Origin of the sequence: Paenibacillus sp. EPM92 (genome assembly GCF_016586185.1) — a bacterium.
Taxonomy (GTDB): Bacteria; Bacillota; Bacilli; order Paenibacillales; family NBRC-103111; genus Paenibacillus_G; species Paenibacillus_G validus.
This window is the reverse complement of record NZ_BCPS01000101.1, coordinates 21,989-39,236: the sequence shown is the minus strand read 5'-3', so window position 1 is coordinate 39,236 and position 17,248 is coordinate 21,989. Positions and strand designations below refer to the sequence as shown.

Annotated in this window: 21 protein-coding genes and 1 pseudogene; 18 read left to right on the top strand and 4 right to left on the bottom strand. The window is 36.6% G+C overall.

The window, feature by feature from the left end; all coding sequences use genetic code 11:
* Positions 1 to 35 precede the first annotated feature (35 nt).
* The 6 genes from JMF85_RS25265 (at position 36) to JMF85_RS25240 (ending at position 4,629) form a co-directional block, all read left to right on the top strand.
* Complete coding sequence (locus JMF85_RS25265; RefSeq protein ID WP_201319176.1) at positions 36 to 833, top strand: glycosyltransferase family 2 protein; 798 nt, start codon at positions 36 to 38, stop codon at positions 831 to 833.
* A gap of 32 nt (positions 834 to 865) precedes the next feature.
* The gene (locus JMF85_RS25260; protein WP_201319175.1) at positions 866 to 1,837 is read left to right on the top strand and encodes an oligosaccharide flippase family protein; all 972 of its coding nucleotides are present in this window, start codon (positions 866 to 868) and stop codon (positions 1,835 to 1,837) included.
* Between the two features lie 110 nt (positions 1,838 to 1,947).
* Positions 1,948 to 2,172 carry a hypothetical protein gene (locus JMF85_RS25255; RefSeq protein WP_201319174.1) on the top strand — a complete coding sequence of 75 codons (225 nt, stop codon included), beginning with the start codon at positions 1,948 to 1,950 and terminating at the stop codon, positions 2,170 to 2,172.
* Between the two features lie 77 nt (positions 2,173 to 2,249).
* Positions 2,250 to 2,432: a glycosyltransferase gene (locus JMF85_RS28720; RefSeq protein WP_201319173.1), complete on the top strand. Its 183-nt coding sequence runs from the start codon at positions 2,250 to 2,252 to the stop codon at positions 2,430 to 2,432.
* Positions 2,405 to 3,229, top strand: coding sequence for a glycosyltransferase (locus tag JMF85_RS25245; RefSeq protein ID WP_201319172.1), 825 nt, complete (start codon positions 2,405 to 2,407; stop codon positions 3,227 to 3,229). Before JMF85_RS28720 ends, JMF85_RS25245 begins: the two co-directional genes overlap by 28 nt.
* A gap of 41 nt (positions 3,230 to 3,270) precedes the next feature.
* Positions 3,271 to 4,629 carry a DUF6337 family protein gene (locus tag JMF85_RS25240; RefSeq protein WP_201319171.1) on the top strand — a complete coding sequence of 453 codons (1,359 nt, stop codon included), beginning with the start codon at positions 3,271 to 3,273 and terminating at the stop codon, positions 4,627 to 4,629.
* A 123-nt stretch (positions 4,630 to 4,752) separates the two neighbouring features.
* Here JMF85_RS25240 and JMF85_RS25235 read toward each other — a convergent pair whose 3' ends face one another.
* The 3 genes and pseudogenes from JMF85_RS25235 to JMF85_RS28250 all read right to left on the bottom strand — a co-directional run bounded on the left by JMF85_RS25235 (position 4,753) and on the right by JMF85_RS28250 (position 6,502).
* A complete protein-coding gene (locus JMF85_RS25235; protein ID WP_236595995.1) occupies positions 4,753 to 5,415 on the bottom strand; it encodes an ExeA family protein in 663 nt (220 codons plus the stop codon).
* A 62-nt stretch (positions 5,416 to 5,477) separates the two neighbouring features.
* Positions 5,478 to 5,927 (bottom strand): annotated as a pseudogene (locus JMF85_RS25230) (helix-turn-helix domain-containing protein); the annotation flags it as partial.
* Between the two features lie 50 nt (positions 5,928 to 5,977).
* On the bottom strand, positions 5,978 to 6,502 hold the full coding sequence (locus JMF85_RS28250) for a DUF6431 domain-containing protein (RefSeq protein WP_236595996.1): 525 nt from the start codon (positions 6,500 to 6,502) through the stop codon (positions 5,978 to 5,980).
* A gap of 356 nt (positions 6,503 to 6,858) precedes the next feature.
* On the opposite strand from JMF85_RS28250, the gene JMF85_RS25225 reads away from it, so the two are divergent.
* The 12 genes from JMF85_RS25225 to JMF85_RS25170 all read left to right on the top strand — a co-directional run bounded on the left by JMF85_RS25225 (position 6,859) and on the right by JMF85_RS25170 (position 16,819).
* Entirely contained in the window at positions 6,859 to 7,701 is an 843-nt protein-coding gene (locus JMF85_RS25225; RefSeq protein WP_201319170.1) for a glycosyltransferase, read from the top strand.
* A 28-nt stretch (positions 7,702 to 7,729) separates the two neighbouring features.
* The gene (gene rfbA, locus JMF85_RS25220) at positions 7,730 to 8,632 is read left to right on the top strand and encodes a glucose-1-phosphate thymidylyltransferase RfbA (protein WP_201319169.1); all 903 of its coding nucleotides are present in this window, start codon (positions 7,730 to 7,732) and stop codon (positions 8,630 to 8,632) included.
* Entirely contained in the window at positions 8,629 to 9,189 is a 561-nt protein-coding gene (gene rfbC, locus JMF85_RS25215) for a dTDP-4-dehydrorhamnose 3,5-epimerase (protein WP_201319168.1), read from the top strand. Before rfbA ends, rfbC begins: the two co-directional genes overlap by 4 nt.
* 5 nt (positions 9,190 to 9,194) lie before the next feature.
* A complete protein-coding gene (rfbD, locus tag JMF85_RS25210) occupies positions 9,195 to 10,049 on the top strand; it encodes a dTDP-4-dehydrorhamnose reductase (RefSeq protein WP_201319167.1) in 855 nt (284 codons plus the stop codon).
* Positions 10,050 to 11,075 carry a dTDP-glucose 4,6-dehydratase gene (rfbB, locus tag JMF85_RS25205; protein WP_201319166.1) on the top strand — a complete coding sequence of 342 codons (1,026 nt, stop codon included), beginning with the start codon at positions 10,050 to 10,052 and terminating at the stop codon, positions 11,073 to 11,075.
* 60 nt (positions 11,076 to 11,135) lie between these two features.
* The gene (locus tag JMF85_RS25200; RefSeq protein WP_201319165.1) at positions 11,136 to 12,302 is read left to right on the top strand and encodes a nucleotide sugar dehydrogenase; all 1,167 of its coding nucleotides are present in this window, start codon (positions 11,136 to 11,138) and stop codon (positions 12,300 to 12,302) included.
* A gap of 122 nt (positions 12,303 to 12,424) precedes the next feature.
* On the top strand, positions 12,425 to 12,667 hold the full coding sequence (locus JMF85_RS25195; RefSeq protein ID WP_308645040.1) for a UDP-N-acetylglucosamine 2-epimerase: 243 nt from the start codon (positions 12,425 to 12,427) through the stop codon (positions 12,665 to 12,667).
* A 286-nt stretch (positions 12,668 to 12,953) separates the two neighbouring features.
* The gene (locus tag JMF85_RS25190) at positions 12,954 to 13,244 is read left to right on the top strand and encodes a polysaccharide biosynthesis protein (RefSeq protein WP_201319164.1); all 291 of its coding nucleotides are present in this window, start codon (positions 12,954 to 12,956) and stop codon (positions 13,242 to 13,244) included.
* 226 nt (positions 13,245 to 13,470) lie between these two features.
* Positions 13,471 to 13,998: a hypothetical protein gene (locus JMF85_RS25185; protein WP_201319163.1), complete on the top strand. Its 528-nt coding sequence runs from the start codon at positions 13,471 to 13,473 to the stop codon at positions 13,996 to 13,998.
* A gap of 102 nt (positions 13,999 to 14,100) precedes the next feature.
* The gene (locus tag JMF85_RS25180; RefSeq protein ID WP_201319162.1) at positions 14,101 to 14,841 is read left to right on the top strand and encodes a hypothetical protein; all 741 of its coding nucleotides are present in this window, start codon (positions 14,101 to 14,103) and stop codon (positions 14,839 to 14,841) included.
* Between the two features lie 26 nt (positions 14,842 to 14,867).
* Positions 14,868 to 15,869, top strand: a complete 1,002-nt coding sequence (locus tag JMF85_RS25175) for a copper amine oxidase N-terminal domain-containing protein (protein ID WP_236595993.1) — start codon at positions 14,868 to 14,870, stop codon at positions 15,867 to 15,869.
* A gap of 149 nt (positions 15,870 to 16,018) precedes the next feature.
* Positions 16,019 to 16,819, top strand: a complete 801-nt coding sequence (locus JMF85_RS25170; RefSeq protein ID WP_054797555.1) for a class I SAM-dependent methyltransferase — start codon at positions 16,019 to 16,021, stop codon at positions 16,817 to 16,819.
* 30 nt (positions 16,820 to 16,849) lie between these two features.
* Here JMF85_RS25170 and JMF85_RS25165 read toward each other — a convergent pair whose 3' ends face one another.
* Positions 16,850 to 17,014, bottom strand: a complete 165-nt coding sequence (locus JMF85_RS25165; RefSeq protein WP_155614492.1) for a hypothetical protein — start codon at positions 17,012 to 17,014, stop codon at positions 16,850 to 16,852.
* Between the last annotated feature and the right edge of the window lie 234 nt (positions 17,015 to 17,248).

Here is a 17,248-nt window from a genome sequence, read left to right as displayed (position 1 = left end):
TTTAGTAATTCTGTTTGAGGAGAGTTATGCTTAAAGTGAAAATTACAAAATATGTTTTTGTAGTATTAGTATATCGAAATATGGATGACTTAGAAGAGTTTATTAACAATATTCGTAGTCATAAATTAGATACAGAAATAATAATTGTAAATAGTTACTACGATGAAGATAGTAGCAATATCTGTTTTAATATAGCTAATAAAAACAATTGTAGAATACTAAATGTGGAAAATAAAGGTTATGGTTATGGAAATAATAGAGGTATAGAATACGCTAACAAACATTTTAAGTATGAGTATTTGATTGTGTCTAATCCTGATATATTAATCAAAAGATTTGATGAGAATGCAATTTCGAGATTAAAAGGAAAGGTCATAGGGCCAATAATTAAAACATTATCGAACAAAGATCAAAATCCTTATTGGTATTTAAATAATCCAATAAGCGAGTGGTTAATATATTTTGGATATAAGAATCGATCAAAATTTATTGTATATTCCGGTATAGCAATAAATAAGGTAGTAAGAGAGATTTTCCTAAAGATATATAGGAGAAATAACAGAATAGATAAAAAGGTATTTGCACTACATGGAAGTTTTGTAATTTTTTCGAGTGATGTATTAAATGTAATTGGATTACCATATGATGAAGAAATGTTTTTGTTTGCTGAAGAAGCTCACCTAGCACATCTATTAAAAACTAAAAATATGGATTCTTTTATTACTAAAGGGGTTGAAGTACTTCACAAAGAGGATGGGTCAATCTCCATGGGAAAAATAGATGAAAAAAGTTTTATTAGAGATTCTGTAATTAAATATTATGAGAAATTATAATATTTAGAACAACAGAAAGAGGAGCTTCTAAAATGAACCGAAAGTTGGCAACGTTGATCTCGTCTTTAAAAAGAGAAAAAGTAATAGTAGCAAATGCTAGTAGCTTAATGATACTGCAATTATCTCAATTTCTTTTTCCATTAATAATTATGCCTTATTTAATTCGGACTTTAGGAATAGGTAACTATGGTATTTTAGTATTTTCGCAAACCATGGCCACTTATTTTGTTATGATAACTAATTATGGATTTCACTTGTCAGCTCCAAGAGAAATTTCATTCCACAGGGAAAATATACAAAAGAGAAACGAAATAATAAGTTCGGTTTTTATTATAAAAACAATATTATTGATTTTATCCTATGTAATAATGATACTTCTGGTGAATAGTATAGGACAATTTAAAGATAACAGCTTGGTGTTCCTAACATCAATGCTATTAGTTGTTAATGAAGTGATTTTTCCAAAATGGTTTTTTCAAGGTGTAGAAGAAATGGGAAAAATAACTCTACTAAATATTATTGGAAGAACTATTTCAGTAATAGTTATGTTTTTTATAGTAACTGAACCAGAGCATATAGTAAGAGCAGCATTTGTTCATACATTAGGTGGTCTTATTGCCGGGGTTATCTCTATTATAATATTATTTAATAAATATCAATATAAGTTTGTTCCTGTGAAATTTAAAGATCTTGCTAAAGACCTTGTTGAAGGTTGGAACCTATTTGTTTCTCAATTGTCCACAGTGCTATTTCAAAATATAAACGTCACTTTACTAGGCTTATTAGCCACACCTCAAGCAGTAGGTATTTACTCATCAGGAGAAAAAGTGGTTAGAATAGTTGTTAGTTTAGTAAATCCTATAGGCTCTGCCATTTTTCCTAACATCTCAAAATTGATAAATGAATCAAGGGAAAAGGCAGTAATAAAACTAAGGAAAATATTAAAAGTAGGGACGTTGTTTTTCCTATTTGTTAGTTTTTACTTTTTATTAGTTCAGATTTAATTGTCAAAATATTAGTTGGTGACAATAACATTGAGATATCAACTGTAATTAGAATACTATGCTTATTACCAACTTTTGTATTCATAAATAATATTTATGGAACACAATATATGGTTAATAGCCGTATGGAGCGACAATTTAGAAATATTATTGTTTTTTCAGGAGTAAGTTTAGTTGTTACATCTTTTATTTTTGTAAGTTATTTAGGAATAATAGGTGCTGCAACAGCACTGTTTATAAGTGAATTGTTATTAGTGCTATTAATGGTTTATTATGTAGAATACAAAAATAAATTTGATAGTGGATTATTATTAAAAAAGGTTCAACATAATTAATTACATTTATCAAATTAAATAAGATGAAAATTATATTTTATCGCTGATAATGTTTATTATTTTGGGAGAGATAAATTTTGAAAATTTCTGTTGCACTATGTACTTTTAATGGAGAGAAATATATAAAAGACCAACTCCAAAGTATTCTAAATCAGACATATAAAGTAGACGAAATAGTAATTACGGATGATGGTTCAACTGACAATACTATTAGGGTTATAAAAAATTTTTTTTGGATTATAATACTGATTTTAAAATAAGGATTAATCCAAAAAATTTAGGTGTTACTAAAAATTTCGAGACAACTATTAAAGCTTGTAATGGAGATATAGTCTTTATTTGTGACCAAGATGATATTTGGCTAGAAAATAAAGTAGAGAGGATTATAAAAATCTTTGAAAACAATAAGGAAGTTGATGTTATTTTTACAAACGCATATTTAGTTAATAACCAGCTTACAAAATTTAAAGACACACTCTGGGATACAATCAAGTTTAATCCTGAACGATCTAAGAAAAACGGTGAGGATCTTTTTAGTATTTTTTTAAATAGAAATATTGCTACAGGAGCAACGATGGCTTTTAGGAAGTCGTTTGTTGAAAAAATACTTCCTATGCCAGAAGAATGGATTCATGATGGATGGATAGCAATAACAGCCCTCTTAGAAAAAAAACTATATGCATATCCTGAAAAATTAATACTTTATAGACAACACTTGCATAATGTCATAGGGGCCAAAAATGAAGGAATCCTCACAAAAGTAAGGAAATATTTAGGTCAACCAGATAAGATAACTCATGATAACTATAATAAGTTTAAAAGATATGAAAGTGTAATTGAATATATATCTAATAATTCAATAGATGTTACAACAACAGAAATTAACAATATAAAGCAATGCGTAAAATTTTGGGAGGATAAGTGTGGCATTGTTACTAGGAGTAAACTTAAATCAATAATAAATATTATGGGGCATGTAAAAAAGGGTCACTATAATCAATTTGCAACAGGGTATAGGGCAGTAATAAAAGATGTCTTTAACTTATTAAAAGTATAATAAAATTAAGAAGATTAATTTTGAAGGGAGGTATAAAGCTAGTGATTTTATGTTATTTAGTTGTGACTATTTTTTGTATTAGTTTTTGTTTTTTAGAAAAAAGGATGTATAAAACTTGGTTTACACCTCTTAATCTATTTAGTATACCTCTTCTAACTGTATTAGGAATATTAATTTTATTTTCTACTTTTTATAAAATTCCTCAAGTAGGATTAGAGATTATATTTTGGTATGGGATATATATTACTTCTTTTGGAGTGATAGGTCTCGTATTCTATAGTGTTATACAAAAATATATTACTAATTATAGAGGGGTTAATCACAAATTATATCTAAATAAATCTATAAGTAGTATTGAATATTTAGATAAAATTTTTATGTTTTTAGGTATTACGGCTGGTATCTATCTAATTCTAAATTTCATCTACCTTGCGAAAGGGGTTCCTAATCTTCAAGCTATAACATATAGCACATTCCAAAATCAATATGCAGGTGGAATTAATTTCTACTTAAGAATTATTTGTATGATTGTAATAACATACTTCATAGGAACAATTACTAAACAAGAAAAATTTAAATTTCTTGTGGTAATTATTGCTTATATTCCATTAGTTTTAGGGCTAGTAAAGGGAATAGTAATGTTACCATTGATAGCAGGATTTGTTTTTCGGTACGTAATTAGTCAAAATAGATTTAAGTTAAAAAATACAATCTTGATAATTATTTCATGTCTAATAATATTTATTGGGGTTTATATGATAGAAGACAGTTTAGGAAGTAACGAAAACATATTAAGTATAGATTTTTATTTATCAAAACTAGAAAAATTCGTTATCTACTTAATCTCTGGGACTCAATCTTTTAACATTAATCTTAGCAATAATTTTATATTTAAAAATTATGGTGTTCCTAATCCAACATTTGCTCCTTTTAATAACATGTTTGCGAAAATCCTTGATTTAGCAAGAATTGATTCTGTGCCCAGTGTAAGGACATTTATAGGGAATTTTAAATACACGGGTATTGCAGAAACTAACACCAATACTTATATAGGAACACTTATTTTATACAATGGTTATTATATCAGTTTTATAACACATGTTATTTGGGTCACTATAAGTTATCTTCTTTTTTATAGAGCGATTTTTTCAAAGAAAATTATTCATTATTTAACCTTCTCGCTCTTTAGTTTCACATTAATAATGTCTTGGTTTGATTACTGGTATCTCCATAGTTATTGGTATTATATGTGGATTATTATAGAGTTAATTAACCTTTCAACTAAATTTAAACAACATAATAAGTCTGATATTAAAAAGAAGATTGATAGCGCGGATATGGTAAATCAAAGAATGAATTCAGGTAATAACTATGTTTATATAAAAAGCAATAAACCTTAAGGAATTCTTGTTTATAATTATCTATACTGTTACTGCCAACGCATAATGTCCGCCAGTTGACGGCGTAAGTTGTCCTGCTGGTGACGGAGAAGTTGTCCGCACGAGACTAGGGGAATGGGAGAATTACGATAATTCTCCCTGGATGACTCGCTTGACCATATGATCGTCGATGATGCGATGTTTGTTTTGTGATCCATAGATGAGAGCGTGTGTACATACTTTGTTGATCAGTCTGGCGGCTCCGCTCGAGAAACGGAAGATGTCATCAATCGCTCCTTCGGTGAAGATGTCGTGATCAGCGCCGGCGTACGTCATGTGACGGCGAATATAATCGCCGGTCTGAGACCTGTCGTAATGCGGCAATTTACACTGCAGGTCGATCCGCTGCCGGATAGCCGCATAAGCCTGTAGGTTCAGGCGATCCCAGAGCTCACTCTGACCTACCAGGATCAGCGCCATGGGACTCTGCGCATCCATCTTGAAATTGAGCAGAAAGCGTACTTCCTCCAGCATCTCGCGATCGAGCAGATGGGCCTCGTCGACAACGACAACAGGCAAGAGCCGGTGAATACCGCGCATAAGCTCGATCTCACGATGCAACTGGAGTTTGGCATCGCCACGGTAGAATTTTGATTCGCAGCCGAGCTGTTCGAGCAGCCCCTTGTAGAAATGCCGCGGGGTCAGCTTCGAATCTGACAAGTAGAGCACCTTGTACTTGGCTGGATCGAGCACTTCGGTGAACCGGCGAATCGTCGTCGTTTTGCCCGTGCCGCAGTCACCGGTCACTACGGCGAACCACTGCCGGTGGGCGGCATACTCGAGACGGCCGAGCGTCTCCTCAAGAATGAACGATTCATAGAGCGAGCAGCCACTCCGGACTCGGCGTACATGTGCATATGGCGCGTACTGTAACCGCGCTGCGCTAAACTCTCCTGAAGGGTACTGCGCTTGATCTCGCCGGGCTGGATGCGACCTTCCCATTCGAGAATTTGAATGAGCTGCGCAACACTTCGGCCGGGCACCTCACGCCGAAGCAGAATGGCTTGCTCCAGTACTTCCGGTGGGATTGTCGCTTCTGACGGCTGACGCCCTTTGCCTTTGGGCTTTAGTCCACCGAAGCCTTCTTCATGATACTTGGCCAAGTACCGGCGAAGCGTCCGCTCGGACATCCCGGTCTGCTCGCAGATCCTCTGCTTGATTGCCCTGGCTTTGGCCGGGTCGAGCCCTTCTGCCAACAGTGGAGACAAAAGCTGCACACGCTCTGCAGCGATGGCCTCAGCTTTCTTCTGATCTTTCATCTATTCTGCACCTCACCCCAGTAGACTTCGAGATGAGTCTACCGCAAAAGCTAGGTGGACAAGAATGCAGAACGGGTATGTACCCACAAATTTGAATTGACGACGGGGCGGACAATTCTTGCTAGCCAGCCGAAAGCGTCTCCAACGTAGTGTCCGATTCGATGATGTGCAGACTGCGAAGGCACGGACAGGTTCTCCACAGGGTCCTGATGAAAGCGAATCGCGATTGAGGTTAGGCACCCAAGCAAATACGTACATATTCCCTGAAACCAATTCTTCCAGCGCCGCAGGGTAGCGTCGTCTGCAGCTACCGACGATGAAACCTTTGGCTCTGAAACGACTTGCTCGATACATGCGGATTCATAGCGTTTATATGGCACAACACAATCCGGAAGCTCGTGATGGATTTTCCGGCACTGTACACAACGCAACCGGCGTACAACGAGGACGCAGATCTCTCCTCCCTCACTGATAAGGGTACGCTTCCGGCTCCCAATGATTTTAAGCTCTTCCCCGCAACAGGGGGAAGGAACCGCTTCTGCACACCGAACAAAAAACGCCGGATGACTTCTCATCCAGCTCATACTTTGATACAATGACCATGTTGAGTTGGGGATGCATCCCGTGAGTCTGTTGCCGCAGGCCCACATCCATGGGAGCATCCTTTTCCTTTTCTGTGATACGGTCATAATATTCAGCAACTCTCGGACAGGCAACCACGTCAGCAATTGGGCATTATCTTTCAGCGGCAACACTATACTTACTATTAATGAATTAAGTTATAATTCTAAATTGTATTTTTAGGGGCTTTTGATATATAGGCACCTACATTTTAAGTTGATGGGTTACTGCTATTAAAAAAAGATGAAATTGTAGGTATGTCTAATACCTTAAATATTTTTAACCTTAAAAAGATTAAGGAGAAACGAAAATGAAAAGTATCGCCACTATAATAACTTATAATCCGGACCTTAAGCTATTAACCAAAAATATTGAAGCAATTGCACCTCAAGTAAATTGCTTAGTAATTATCGATAATGCATCATCAAATTATAAAGAGATCATGGAAGTTACAAATGATTATAATCATTGCAGGTTAATTAAGAACGAAAGAAATGAAGGTATAGCTAAAGCCTTCAATCAGGCTGTTGATTATGCATGGGAAAAAGGTTTCAAATGGTTACTTACACTAGACCAGGACACAACGGTTCCATCTAATATAATAGATGCTTTTAATAAATATACACAAAATGGTGAAAATACCGCTATTATTTGCCCATACTTGATAGATACAAACATCACTAGCTTTAATAACTATGAAAAAATGGGATTAAAGTCATATGAATTTATAGATAACTGTATTTCATCAGGAAGCTACATTAATTTAAGAATTTGTAATGAAGTTGGTAAATTTGATGAAAAGATGTTCATTGATTGGGTGGATTTTGAGTATTGTGAGAGAGTTAGAAGGAACAATTCAACTATCCTTAGAATAAATACAGTCTACATTTTGCATCAAGTTGGTAAAGCTAAGAAAATTAAGTTTTTTAATAGGGAGGAGGTTATTTATAATCATAATCCAATAAGGAAATATTATTATTATAGAAATAGAGTTTATTTTGCCCGAAAATATAAAATTAAAATATGGAAAAACTATAAATATTATAGAAATCTATTGAAAAATTTTATATTGATATTGAAAGAAGAAAATGCGGCAAAGAAAATAATATCTGCATTGAAAGGAATTAAGGATGGACTCTTTATAAAATTATAATTTAAACAATGAAAAGGAGTGCTAGTTCATGAAAGGAATAATTTTAGCAGGTGGTAGTGGTACAAGATTATACCCATTAACTAAAACTATATCAAAACAACTTTTACCAATTTATGATAAGCCAATGATTTACTACCCATTATCAGTACTAATGTTGGCAGGTATAAAAGATATTCTTATTATTTCAACACCGCAAGATACACCAAGGTTTGAACAGCTATTAGGGAATGGTAATAATATTGGAATTAATCTTAGCTACGCAGTACAAGAATCGCCTGATGGATTAGCCCAGGCTTTTTTAATTGGCGAGGAATTTATTGGAGACGATAGTGTAGCTTTAATTCTTGGGGATAACATTTTTTTTGGACATGGTTTTACAAAACTACTAGAGAATGCTGCTTTAAGAGAACAGGGGGCAACAGTTTTTGGATATAATGTTAAAGATCCCGAACGCTTTGGAGTAGTGGAATTTGATAAATATGGAAAAGCGATTTCAATTGAAGAAAAACCAGAATATCCAAAGTCAACATATGCAGTTACAGGACTTTATTTTTATGATAATAGAGTTGTAGAGATAGCTAAAAACATTAAGCCATCAGATCGAGGAGAACTTGAAATTACGGATGTTAATAAAGCATATTTGGAGTTGGGTGATTTACATGTGGAGTTACTGGGGCGTGGCTTTGCTTGGCTGGATACTGGAACTCATGAATCGTTACTAGAGGCTTCAACTTATATTGAAACAGTTGAAAAGCGACAAAGTTTAAAGGTCGCTTGTTTAGAAGAAATTGCATATAGAAAAGCCTATATAACCAAAACACAATTATTAGAATTAGCAGAACCGTTAAAGAAAAATGAGTATGGAAAATATTTATTGAGATTAGCTAATCAGCAGCATGAAGCAATACAGCGCGAGGAGGTTTTAGCATGAGATTTATAGAAACCAAATTGACAGGAGTATTTATGCTGGAGCCAACTGTCTATGGAGACCATCGAGGATGGTTTATGGAAACTTATAGTGATAGTAAATTAAAAGAAGTAGGTATTAACTTGAATTTTGTTCAAGATAATCATTCATTTTCTGCTGAAAAGGGAACATTAAGAGGGTTACATTATCAATTAAATCCTAAAGCACAAACAAAGCTTGTGCGTTGTACAAAAGGGGCAATATATGATGTTGCTGTAGATATTAGGAAAGGTAGCCCGAATTATGGAAAATGGTTTGGGGTTGAGTTAACTTCTGAAAATAAGAAGCAGTTGTTAATACCAAAAGGTTTTGCTCATGGTTTCATTACGTTAACCAATGATGTAGAAGTGCAATATAAAGTAGACGAATTTTATGCTCCAGAATGTGATCAAGGAATTATTTGGAACGACCCTGAGATTAATATAGAATGGCCTATTGATATAATGCCTATACTTTCAGAAAAAGATGAGAAGGCACCATTACTAAAGGATGTTGAAAATAATTTCAGTTATGGGGTGTAAAAGTTATGAAGATTTTAGTAACAGGTTACACGGGACAACTAGGATTTGATGTAGTTAACCATGGAGTTAAATGCGGTTTAGATATGGTAGGTGTGGGTTTAAATGACTTAGATATAACAAATGAGAATGCAGTAAATCAATATATCAAACTATTAAACCCTGATGCAATTATTCATTGTGCAGCATATACTGCTGTTGATAAAGCTGAAGATGATAAGACTTCATGTTGGAATGTAAATGTAGAAGGCACCAAGCATCTTGTTCATACAGCAAGAGAAATTAACGCAAAGTTTATGTATATTAGTACAGACTATGTATTCAATGGTCAAGGAAATGAACCTTTTGTGGAAGTAGATGTTCCAAATCCAATAGGCTATTATGGCCTTACAAAATATGAAGGTGAAAAAGTAGTTAAGCAGATATTAGAAGACTGGTTTATAGTTCGTATTTCTTGGGTTTTTGGTGTAAATGGAAATAACTTTATTAAAACAATGTTACGACTTGCAGAAACTAGAAGCGAACTAAATGTTGTTGGCGATCAGTATGGATCACCAACTTACACATTTGATTTAGCACGATTATTGATAGATATGATACAAACGGAAAAGTATGGTATCTACCATGCTTCGAACGAAGGTTCTTGTAGTTGGGCGGAGTTTGCTCAAGAAATATTTAGACAAGCTAATGTTGGTGCAAAAGTTAATTCTATTTCAACTGAAGAATATCCAACTCGTGCCGTTCGTCCAAAAAATTCACGAATGTCAAAGCAAAAACTAATTGATAATGGTTTTGTCCCATTACCGAAATGGCAAGATGCACTAGAACATTATCTAAATGAATTAACACAAGAGGTGAAATAAGTGTCTAGAAAGAAGATTCTGGTAACTGGTGGAGCGGGTTTTATTGGTGGTAATTTTGTTCAATATATGGTGGACAAGTATCCTCAATATGATATATATAATATGGATTTACTAACTTACGCTGGCGACTTAACAAAGCATAAGTTAATAGAAACGAAAGACAATTATTTTTTTGTAAAAGTAGATATTGCTGACCGTGAAACAATATTGGCACTGTTTGAAAAAGAGAAGTTTGATTATGTTGTCCATTTTGCTGCAGAAAGCCATGTTGATCGTTCAATTACTGACCCCGGAATCTTCGTTCAAACAAATGTACTTGGAACACAAGTTTTGTTAGATGCGTCAAGAGCTGTTGAAGTAACGAAATTTGTACATGTATCGACAGATGAAGTTTATGGTGAATTAGATTTTGATCCAAATACATTTTTTACAGAAGAAACACCTTTACAACCGAATAGCCCATATAGTGCAAGCAAGGCATCATCTGATTTATTAGTTAGGGCATATCACGAAACATATGGATTACCTATAAATATTACTCGTTGTTCTAATAATTATGGACCATATCACTTCCCAGAAAAATTAATTCCATTAACAATTTCTCGTGTCTTAAACGACCAAAAGGTACCAGTTTATGGTGATGGGAAAAACATACGTGATTGGTTACATGTAATTGACCATTGTGCTGCGATTGATTTAGTTATGCATGAAGGTGTAAATGGAGAAGTATACAATGTTGGTGGTCATAATGAACGAACAAATTTAGAAGTTGTTAAGACGATTATTAAGACACTTGGGAAGTCAGAGGAGTTAATTGAATTCGTCAAGGATCGTCTAGGACATGATAAGCGTTATGCAATTGATCCTACCAAGTTAGAAAAATTAGGTTGGAAACCTACGTATAATTTTGAGACAGGAATTGCTCAAACTATCCAATGGTATTTAGATAACAAAGAATGGTGGGAGCAAATTATTAGTGGCGATTATCAGAACTATTTTGAGAAGCAATACAGCATTAATATATAGAGTATTTACATCATTAAGTGTGGCGAGGAGCTATTGAAATTTGGAAGAGGTAATGTTCATATGAAAATTACAATCGCTGGAACAGGTTATGTAGGCTTATCAAATGCTATATTACTGGCTCAACAAAACGAAGTAATTGCATTAGATATTATTCAAGAAAAGGTAGATATGATTAATAATAAAAGGTCTCCGATTATTGATAATGAGATTGAAGAATATTTAGCTACTAAAGAATTAAATCTAACTGCTACTACAGATAATTATAAAGCTTATAAGGATGCAGATTATGTAATCATTTCTACGCCAACAAATTATGATCCAGAGAAAAATTACTTTAATACTAGAACTGTTGAAGCGGTTATTGCTAATGTACTATCTATTAATCCAGATGCAATAATGGTTATTAAATCTACAGTTCCAGTTGGTTATACAGAAAAAATAAAAGAAAAATTCGAAACCGAAAATATTATTTTCTCACCTGAATTTTTACGTGAAGGAAAGGCTTTGTACGATAACTTGTATCCTTCGCGTATTATTGTTGGTGAACAGTCTGATAGAGCTCAGGTGTTTGCTAACTTGTTAGCTGAAGGAGCGATTAAGGGAGATATTCCTGTATTATTTACCAATTCAACAGAAGCAGAAGCTATTAAACTATTTGCCAACACATACCTTGCGATGAGAGTCGCATTTTTTAATGAGCTCGACTCTTATGCAGAGGTAAGAGGATTAGACAGTAAGCAAATTATTGATGGTGTGGGTCTGGATCCGCGAATTGGTAATCATTATAATAATCCTTCCTTTGGTTATGGTGGTTATTGCCTACCTAAAGATACAAAGCAGCTATTAGCTAATTATGAGGATGTTCCCAATAATATAATGACAGCTATTGTTGATGCAAATAGAACAAGAAAAGATCATGTTGCTGAAATGATTATTAAGAAGAATCCTAGAATTGTTGGTATTTACAGGCTTACAATGAAAATGGATTCAGATAACTTTAGACAATCCGCCATACAGGGTGTAATGAAACGTATTAAAGCAAAAGGTATAGAAGTAGTTGTCTATGAGCCAGCTCTTCATGAAGAAACATTCTTTAATTCTAGAGTTATTAATGATTTTGAAGAATTTAAGAATATAAGTGATGTAATTGTTGCAAATCGGATGTCAGACGATTTACATGAGGTTGAAGATAAGGTATATACTAGAGATTTGTTTAGTAGGGATTAATAAAAATAATCCGCTGGGCTGTCATATTTGTGAAGCTATTAAAATGTGTCCCTTAGTAAAAGAGCTAAAAAACACGAGATAAGTTAGAAACGGTTGTTTGTGTAACAGGTCAGCATAAAGAAATGTTAACCCAAGTCTTGGTCGCATTCAATGTTGTTCCAGATTATAATTTATCAATAATGAAAGAAAAACAGACACTGTTTGATGCAACAATAAATATATTAGAAAAAATGAAAGCTGTGCTTGAAGAAGTTAAGTCAGGCGTAGTATTAGTTCATGGAGATACATCTACAACTTTTGTTACGTCTTTAGCTTGTTTTTACTTACAAATACCTGTTGGGCATGAAGCCATATTATGTAAGTGATTGGTATTATTGGTTTGATCAATCCTAAATAATACGTAACAATGTATCTATCTGGTAAGCCCATAATCCACCACATTAGTGCATTAGGTATTAAAGGAATACTACATTGTAACATCTCTTTCAATAATCGAATGTTAATCTTTTTAAGATTGAAATCCTGATAAACTTTCCCTCCAATAACAATAAACAACTTATTGTATTTGCTTGGACTTTATGCTATTTCAAATAAGATACCGAGTATTTTGAATATAGAAATTCTATATTTATCCAAGCTTGGCAAATGTCAGTGATCGAAGAAGCAGAATCGAAAGAGAAGTCAGCATTCTTTTCAAATATTTTCAATATGTTTTCTATAGTTATGCTAGTGTCAACTTCTCTAATACTGGTACATTTGAAATTTATCATTAGCATATTAGCAGCGGAAAACTTTTATGAGGCATGGAAATATGGTCCGTTCCTTTTGTTAGCTATTGTCTTTTCAAGTTTTTCAAGTTTTTTAGGTACAAATTATATAGCGGCTAAAAAAACAACAGGTGTTTTTAAAACGTCTGTTATAGGTGCTATGACAAATATGTAAAATAATCAGATCAAATATTTGCCCAATTGTTTATTTTTGTTCACTTATTAACACTACAATGAGGAAATAGTGTAGAAGTATCTATACCTATGGTTTGTATCAATATGTTATCAATGCGTTCTTTATCGAGAAAAGTCGGTTTCATTTTTAAAAAAATAGTTATTGAAATTCCTAATCCCTGGAATTAAATCACCTTTCGATGTGCTTACTGAGAGGAGAATACATATTGAAAAAGTGGCTAATAGGATCGTTAATTGCGATAAGCTTATTAAGCATTGGTGGCTATGCAGGTTATCATTATCTAGTAGACATGGCGGCTAATAAACTGCTGCAAGAACTTTCCGGCGATTTAACGAACTCAGACATTTCCATTGACGTCGAGGGGTTAACTAACAATAATGATCAGTTAGTTGCAACACAGTCAGCTAGTGAGAAGGCAAACGAGTTGAAGCTGGATGCTGCCGAATCCAAAACAGAATATATTCCTCAAGAACAGAATTCCACAAAGCAAGAAGAAATTAAGAATTCGAACGCAAAAAATGATAGCGAGAGCCGGGAAGTTCTAAGTTTTGAAAACAAGCAACAAGCGGTTAAATTTGCCATGAGTAAATTTTCGGTTTCTGAAATCAAGCACATCAAACAACTGGCTAGTGGAGAGTTAACTGCTGAGAAAAAGGCTGAATTAAAAAGAATAGCTTATTCCAAATTCACCAAGGAAGAAATAGAAGCTGTAAGAAAAGCCGTTTCCAAGTAGTACGTTAGTAGTGGATGCTCACTTCCAATACTATTACCTAGCATCAATACGTGTTACTATATAGAGGAAAGCTGATCTACTAACTATACATAGGGTGATTGGATGAGGAAAAAACTCTTGGTCGTTCTGGCTAGTTTTGGTGTTCTTATTATAGTGGCGTTCTTTATTGCGAATAAATCGTTCTCGATTATTATGAATAGCATAAGCGGAGGAAGTTCCTTACATACACTATCGGCTGACTCTACAGTACAAAAGCAGCCCAACCTCGATAAGTCTACGAATAGCGACAATCAGGTCGTACCGGAATCTAATTCCGTTTCAACCCAGAGCTCTAATTCTACTGAAAATCATGGTGCCTTATCGACTTCTGCGCAAAATGAAAAAACAGAAGTCAGTCCTATCACGGAAGATAAAGGATCTAACAAAGCAACATCAGATGCTGCTAGAAGTTCTGCTGAAAGCCAGGAGAAGCCGAACGGCAATACAACCCAATACTCAGCCACTATATCAGAAGAGAAAGCGGAAAAAGTGAAGGATGAAATCACCATAGCCGAAAAAGCCAAGGTAACCTCCATGCTTTTATCCAAGCTTAGTCCTAGCGAACTAAAACTATTTGCCCAAATGGCATCAAATGGCCTATCATTGGAAGAAAAAAAAGAAGCCAAAAAAATCATCCTCAATAAGCTATCCGAGGATGAATACAACCAGCTCATCGGTATTGCCGCTAAGTATGGTTTAAGCCAAGGCAAAAACTACGCGGATTCGAAGAAACAAGATCTTTCAAACAAACAAGATACAAACAAGCAAGATACAACCAAACAAGATCAGCCCAAACAACCCTAAGTCTAGGTAACAGAAAGGTGACCACAGTGAAGAATAAAATTAAACTATTTTCCTTAGCCGCGATGTTATTCGCAAGCGCGGTAAGCACGGCTTCCGCCGCGCAAACCCCGCAAAACGTTGATGTTTACTACGTTCCGCTGCAATTCGTCTTCGATGGGGAGCAATATGCTCCGCCGGAGGATCAGCAGGGCTTTATTTATGAAGGAAGTACATATGTGCCGCTGCGCTTTATCTCTTACTCTCTGAACAAAGCCGTCCAGTGGGACGGGGATACATATAAGGTCACAGTAGAAGAGCCGAAAGCTGCGGATAAAGTGCAGATCGATGAGTATAATCTCAATACGAAGGTGCGCGGCGGGAAATTGCGGGATTCCTTTGACGCTTCCCAGTTGAAGCCGTCAAGCATTTCAGTATACCAAGAGAAAGTCCAATACGTCTTTGACGGCCAAACGAAAGAAATCGGCGAAGAGCTGACGGGCTTGTTCGTAGATAACAGCCTCTATGTGCCGCTTCGCTTCTTCTCGGAGTCCGTTGGCAGGAAGATCGAGTGGGATGCGGTGAGCTATACGATTAAGGCCGAGGTTCCGGCGGCGGACAAGCCGAAGGCTGAACAGGATAAGCCGGCCACGCCAAAGCCGGCAGAAGCTCCGAAGCCGGCGGCGCCAGCTGCACCGGTGATGGGCGGCGGAGGCGGTGGCGGCGCTACAACGACAAGGACGGAACAATCGATCGCCGATGAGTTTAAACCGCGGATCGAAGCCCTTCAATCGGAAGCGATGGTGTATTTCTTAGGCTTGCTTGCGCAGTACAGTAACATTGAAGACGAGCAGGAGAAGGCTGCCAAGAAAGCGGAATTGAGAACCCAAGCCGAAGCCAAGCTTGCCGAGTTTGATAGCCGCTTTAATACGATCATCTCTGCGATGGAAGCCAAATTGGGCGAGTACCAATATGGCACCGCCAAGGCCGATGAATATCGGGCAAGCTATGAACAGGCAAAGTCTTTGGCTAAACAGTCTTACGGTATCTAATCAGCTTGACTTCGCATCGTTCTCTCTAGCGGGAGGACGGTGCTTTTATTTTATTAATAAGATTTTGCAATAATGACTATCGCTTTTATATATTTCCCCAATAAGCCTGCCATCCCTCATAATATAGAAAAAGGAAGGGGCTGAAAGCCATGACCAAGAAAACGGGGAAGCCGGCGGCCGGGCAGCAATGGAATGCCGAGCACTATGACAAGCAAATCGGGTTTGTGTCGGAGCTGGGGAAAGGTTTGATTGCGTTGTTGAAGGCGCAGGCGGGGGAGCGGATTCTGGACCTGGGCTGCGGGACGGGGGATTTGGCCTATGAGATTGCGCAGATGGGGGCGCATTGCGTAGGGATCGATTATTCACAAGAGATGATCGATAAGGCACGGAGTAAATACCCCGGTGTACGGTTTGAGCAAGCGGATGGCCAAGCGTTTCGGTTGAAGGATGGCGAGCAGCCCTATGATGCGGTATTCTCGAATGCGGCGCTGCATTGGATGAAGCGTCCGGAGCAGGTAGCGGAGTCGGTATGGTTGGCTCTGCGGCCTGGGGGGCGGTTTGTGGCTGAATTCGGCGGAGCCGGGAATGTGGAAACTATTTTCTGTGCGGTCCGTGATACGGTAAAGACATATGGCATCGACGCCGGTGAGCGGGACCCATGGTATTTTCCGACGATTGGCGAATATGCTTCGATATTGGAGAATCAGGGCTTTCAAGTAGGGTATGCGGAATTGTATGATCGGCCCACACGCTTAAGCGATGGGGAGCAGGGGATGCGGCATTGGTTGAAAGCTTTTGCCGGTGTGTTCTTTGAAGGCTTGACGGAAAAAGAGAAAGAGGAAGCGGCCGATCGCTGTGTGCAATTGGTAAAACCCGTCCTCTATGAGGGCGGGCAGTGGATGGCCGATTACCGGAGGATCCGGGTGCATGCCATGAGGCCGTGGCGGTGATGAAGCTCAGGTAGAAGTTTGTAATGAAGTTTAGTCTCGCAGGCTTAAGAAGGAGACGCGGTTTTCCAGCGACGACATCCGTTCTTCCATCGCGGCGAGCATCTGCTCGAGTTCGGCAAAGCCTTCGTCGATACCGGCGTATTTATGGCGAATATCCAATAATTCTTGAGTTATAGATTGGAGATTGTTTTCCATCTTTTTATCCTCCTGACGGATTACATCCGAATGAAAGTTATATTATAATAGATTCGACTAGTTCTTTAGATTTTAGTCGGTCGTTTACAAATAATTCCATGCCCGCAGGTGAATGCCTGCGGGCTGCTTCTATATACCAATCTAATCTATGAAATAGATTTGGGGCGTTACTAGTTTCAAAGAGGAATTGTTAACAGTGGAAGCGGTTTATATATGAGCAACTTGTCGACTACG

Bases quoted from the DNA above. Each gene is read 5' to 3' on its own strand.
- JMF85_RS25260 (WP_201319175.1), top strand. From the start codon at position 866: ATGAACCGAAAGTTGGCAACGTTGATCTCGTCTTTAAAAAGAGAAAAA.
- JMF85_RS25255 (WP_201319174.1), top strand. From the start codon at position 1,948: ATGGTTAATAGCCGTATGGAGCGACAATTTAGAAATATTATTGTTTTT.
- JMF85_RS28250 (WP_236595996.1), bottom strand. From the start codon at position 6,502: ATGAGAAGTCATCCGGCGTTTTTTGTTCGGTGTGCAGAAGCGGTTCCT.
- JMF85_RS25225 (WP_201319170.1), top strand. From the start codon at position 6,859: ATGAAAAGTATCGCCACTATAATAACTTATAATCCGGACCTTAAGCTA.
- rfbA (WP_201319169.1), top strand. From the start codon at position 7,730: ATGAAAGGAATAATTTTAGCAGGTGGTAGTGGTACAAGATTATACCCA.
- rfbC (WP_201319168.1), top strand. From the start codon at position 8,629: ATGAGATTTATAGAAACCAAATTGACAGGAGTATTTATGCTGGAGCCA.
- rfbD (WP_201319167.1), top strand. From the start codon at position 9,195: ATGAAGATTTTAGTAACAGGTTACACGGGACAACTAGGATTTGATGTA.
- JMF85_RS25200 (WP_201319165.1), top strand. From the start codon at position 11,136: ATGAAAATTACAATCGCTGGAACAGGTTATGTAGGCTTATCAAATGCT.
- JMF85_RS25195 (WP_308645040.1), top strand. From the start codon at position 12,425: ATGTTAACCCAAGTCTTGGTCGCATTCAATGTTGTTCCAGATTATAAT.
- JMF85_RS25180 (WP_201319162.1), top strand. From the start codon at position 14,101: ATGAGGAAAAAACTCTTGGTCGTTCTGGCTAGTTTTGGTGTTCTTATT.
- JMF85_RS25170 (WP_054797555.1), top strand. From the start codon at position 16,019: ATGACCAAGAAAACGGGGAAGCCGGCGGCCGGGCAGCAATGGAATGCC.
- JMF85_RS25165 (WP_155614492.1), bottom strand. From the start codon at position 17,014: ATGGAAAACAATCTCCAATCTATAACTCAAGAATTATTGGATATTCGC.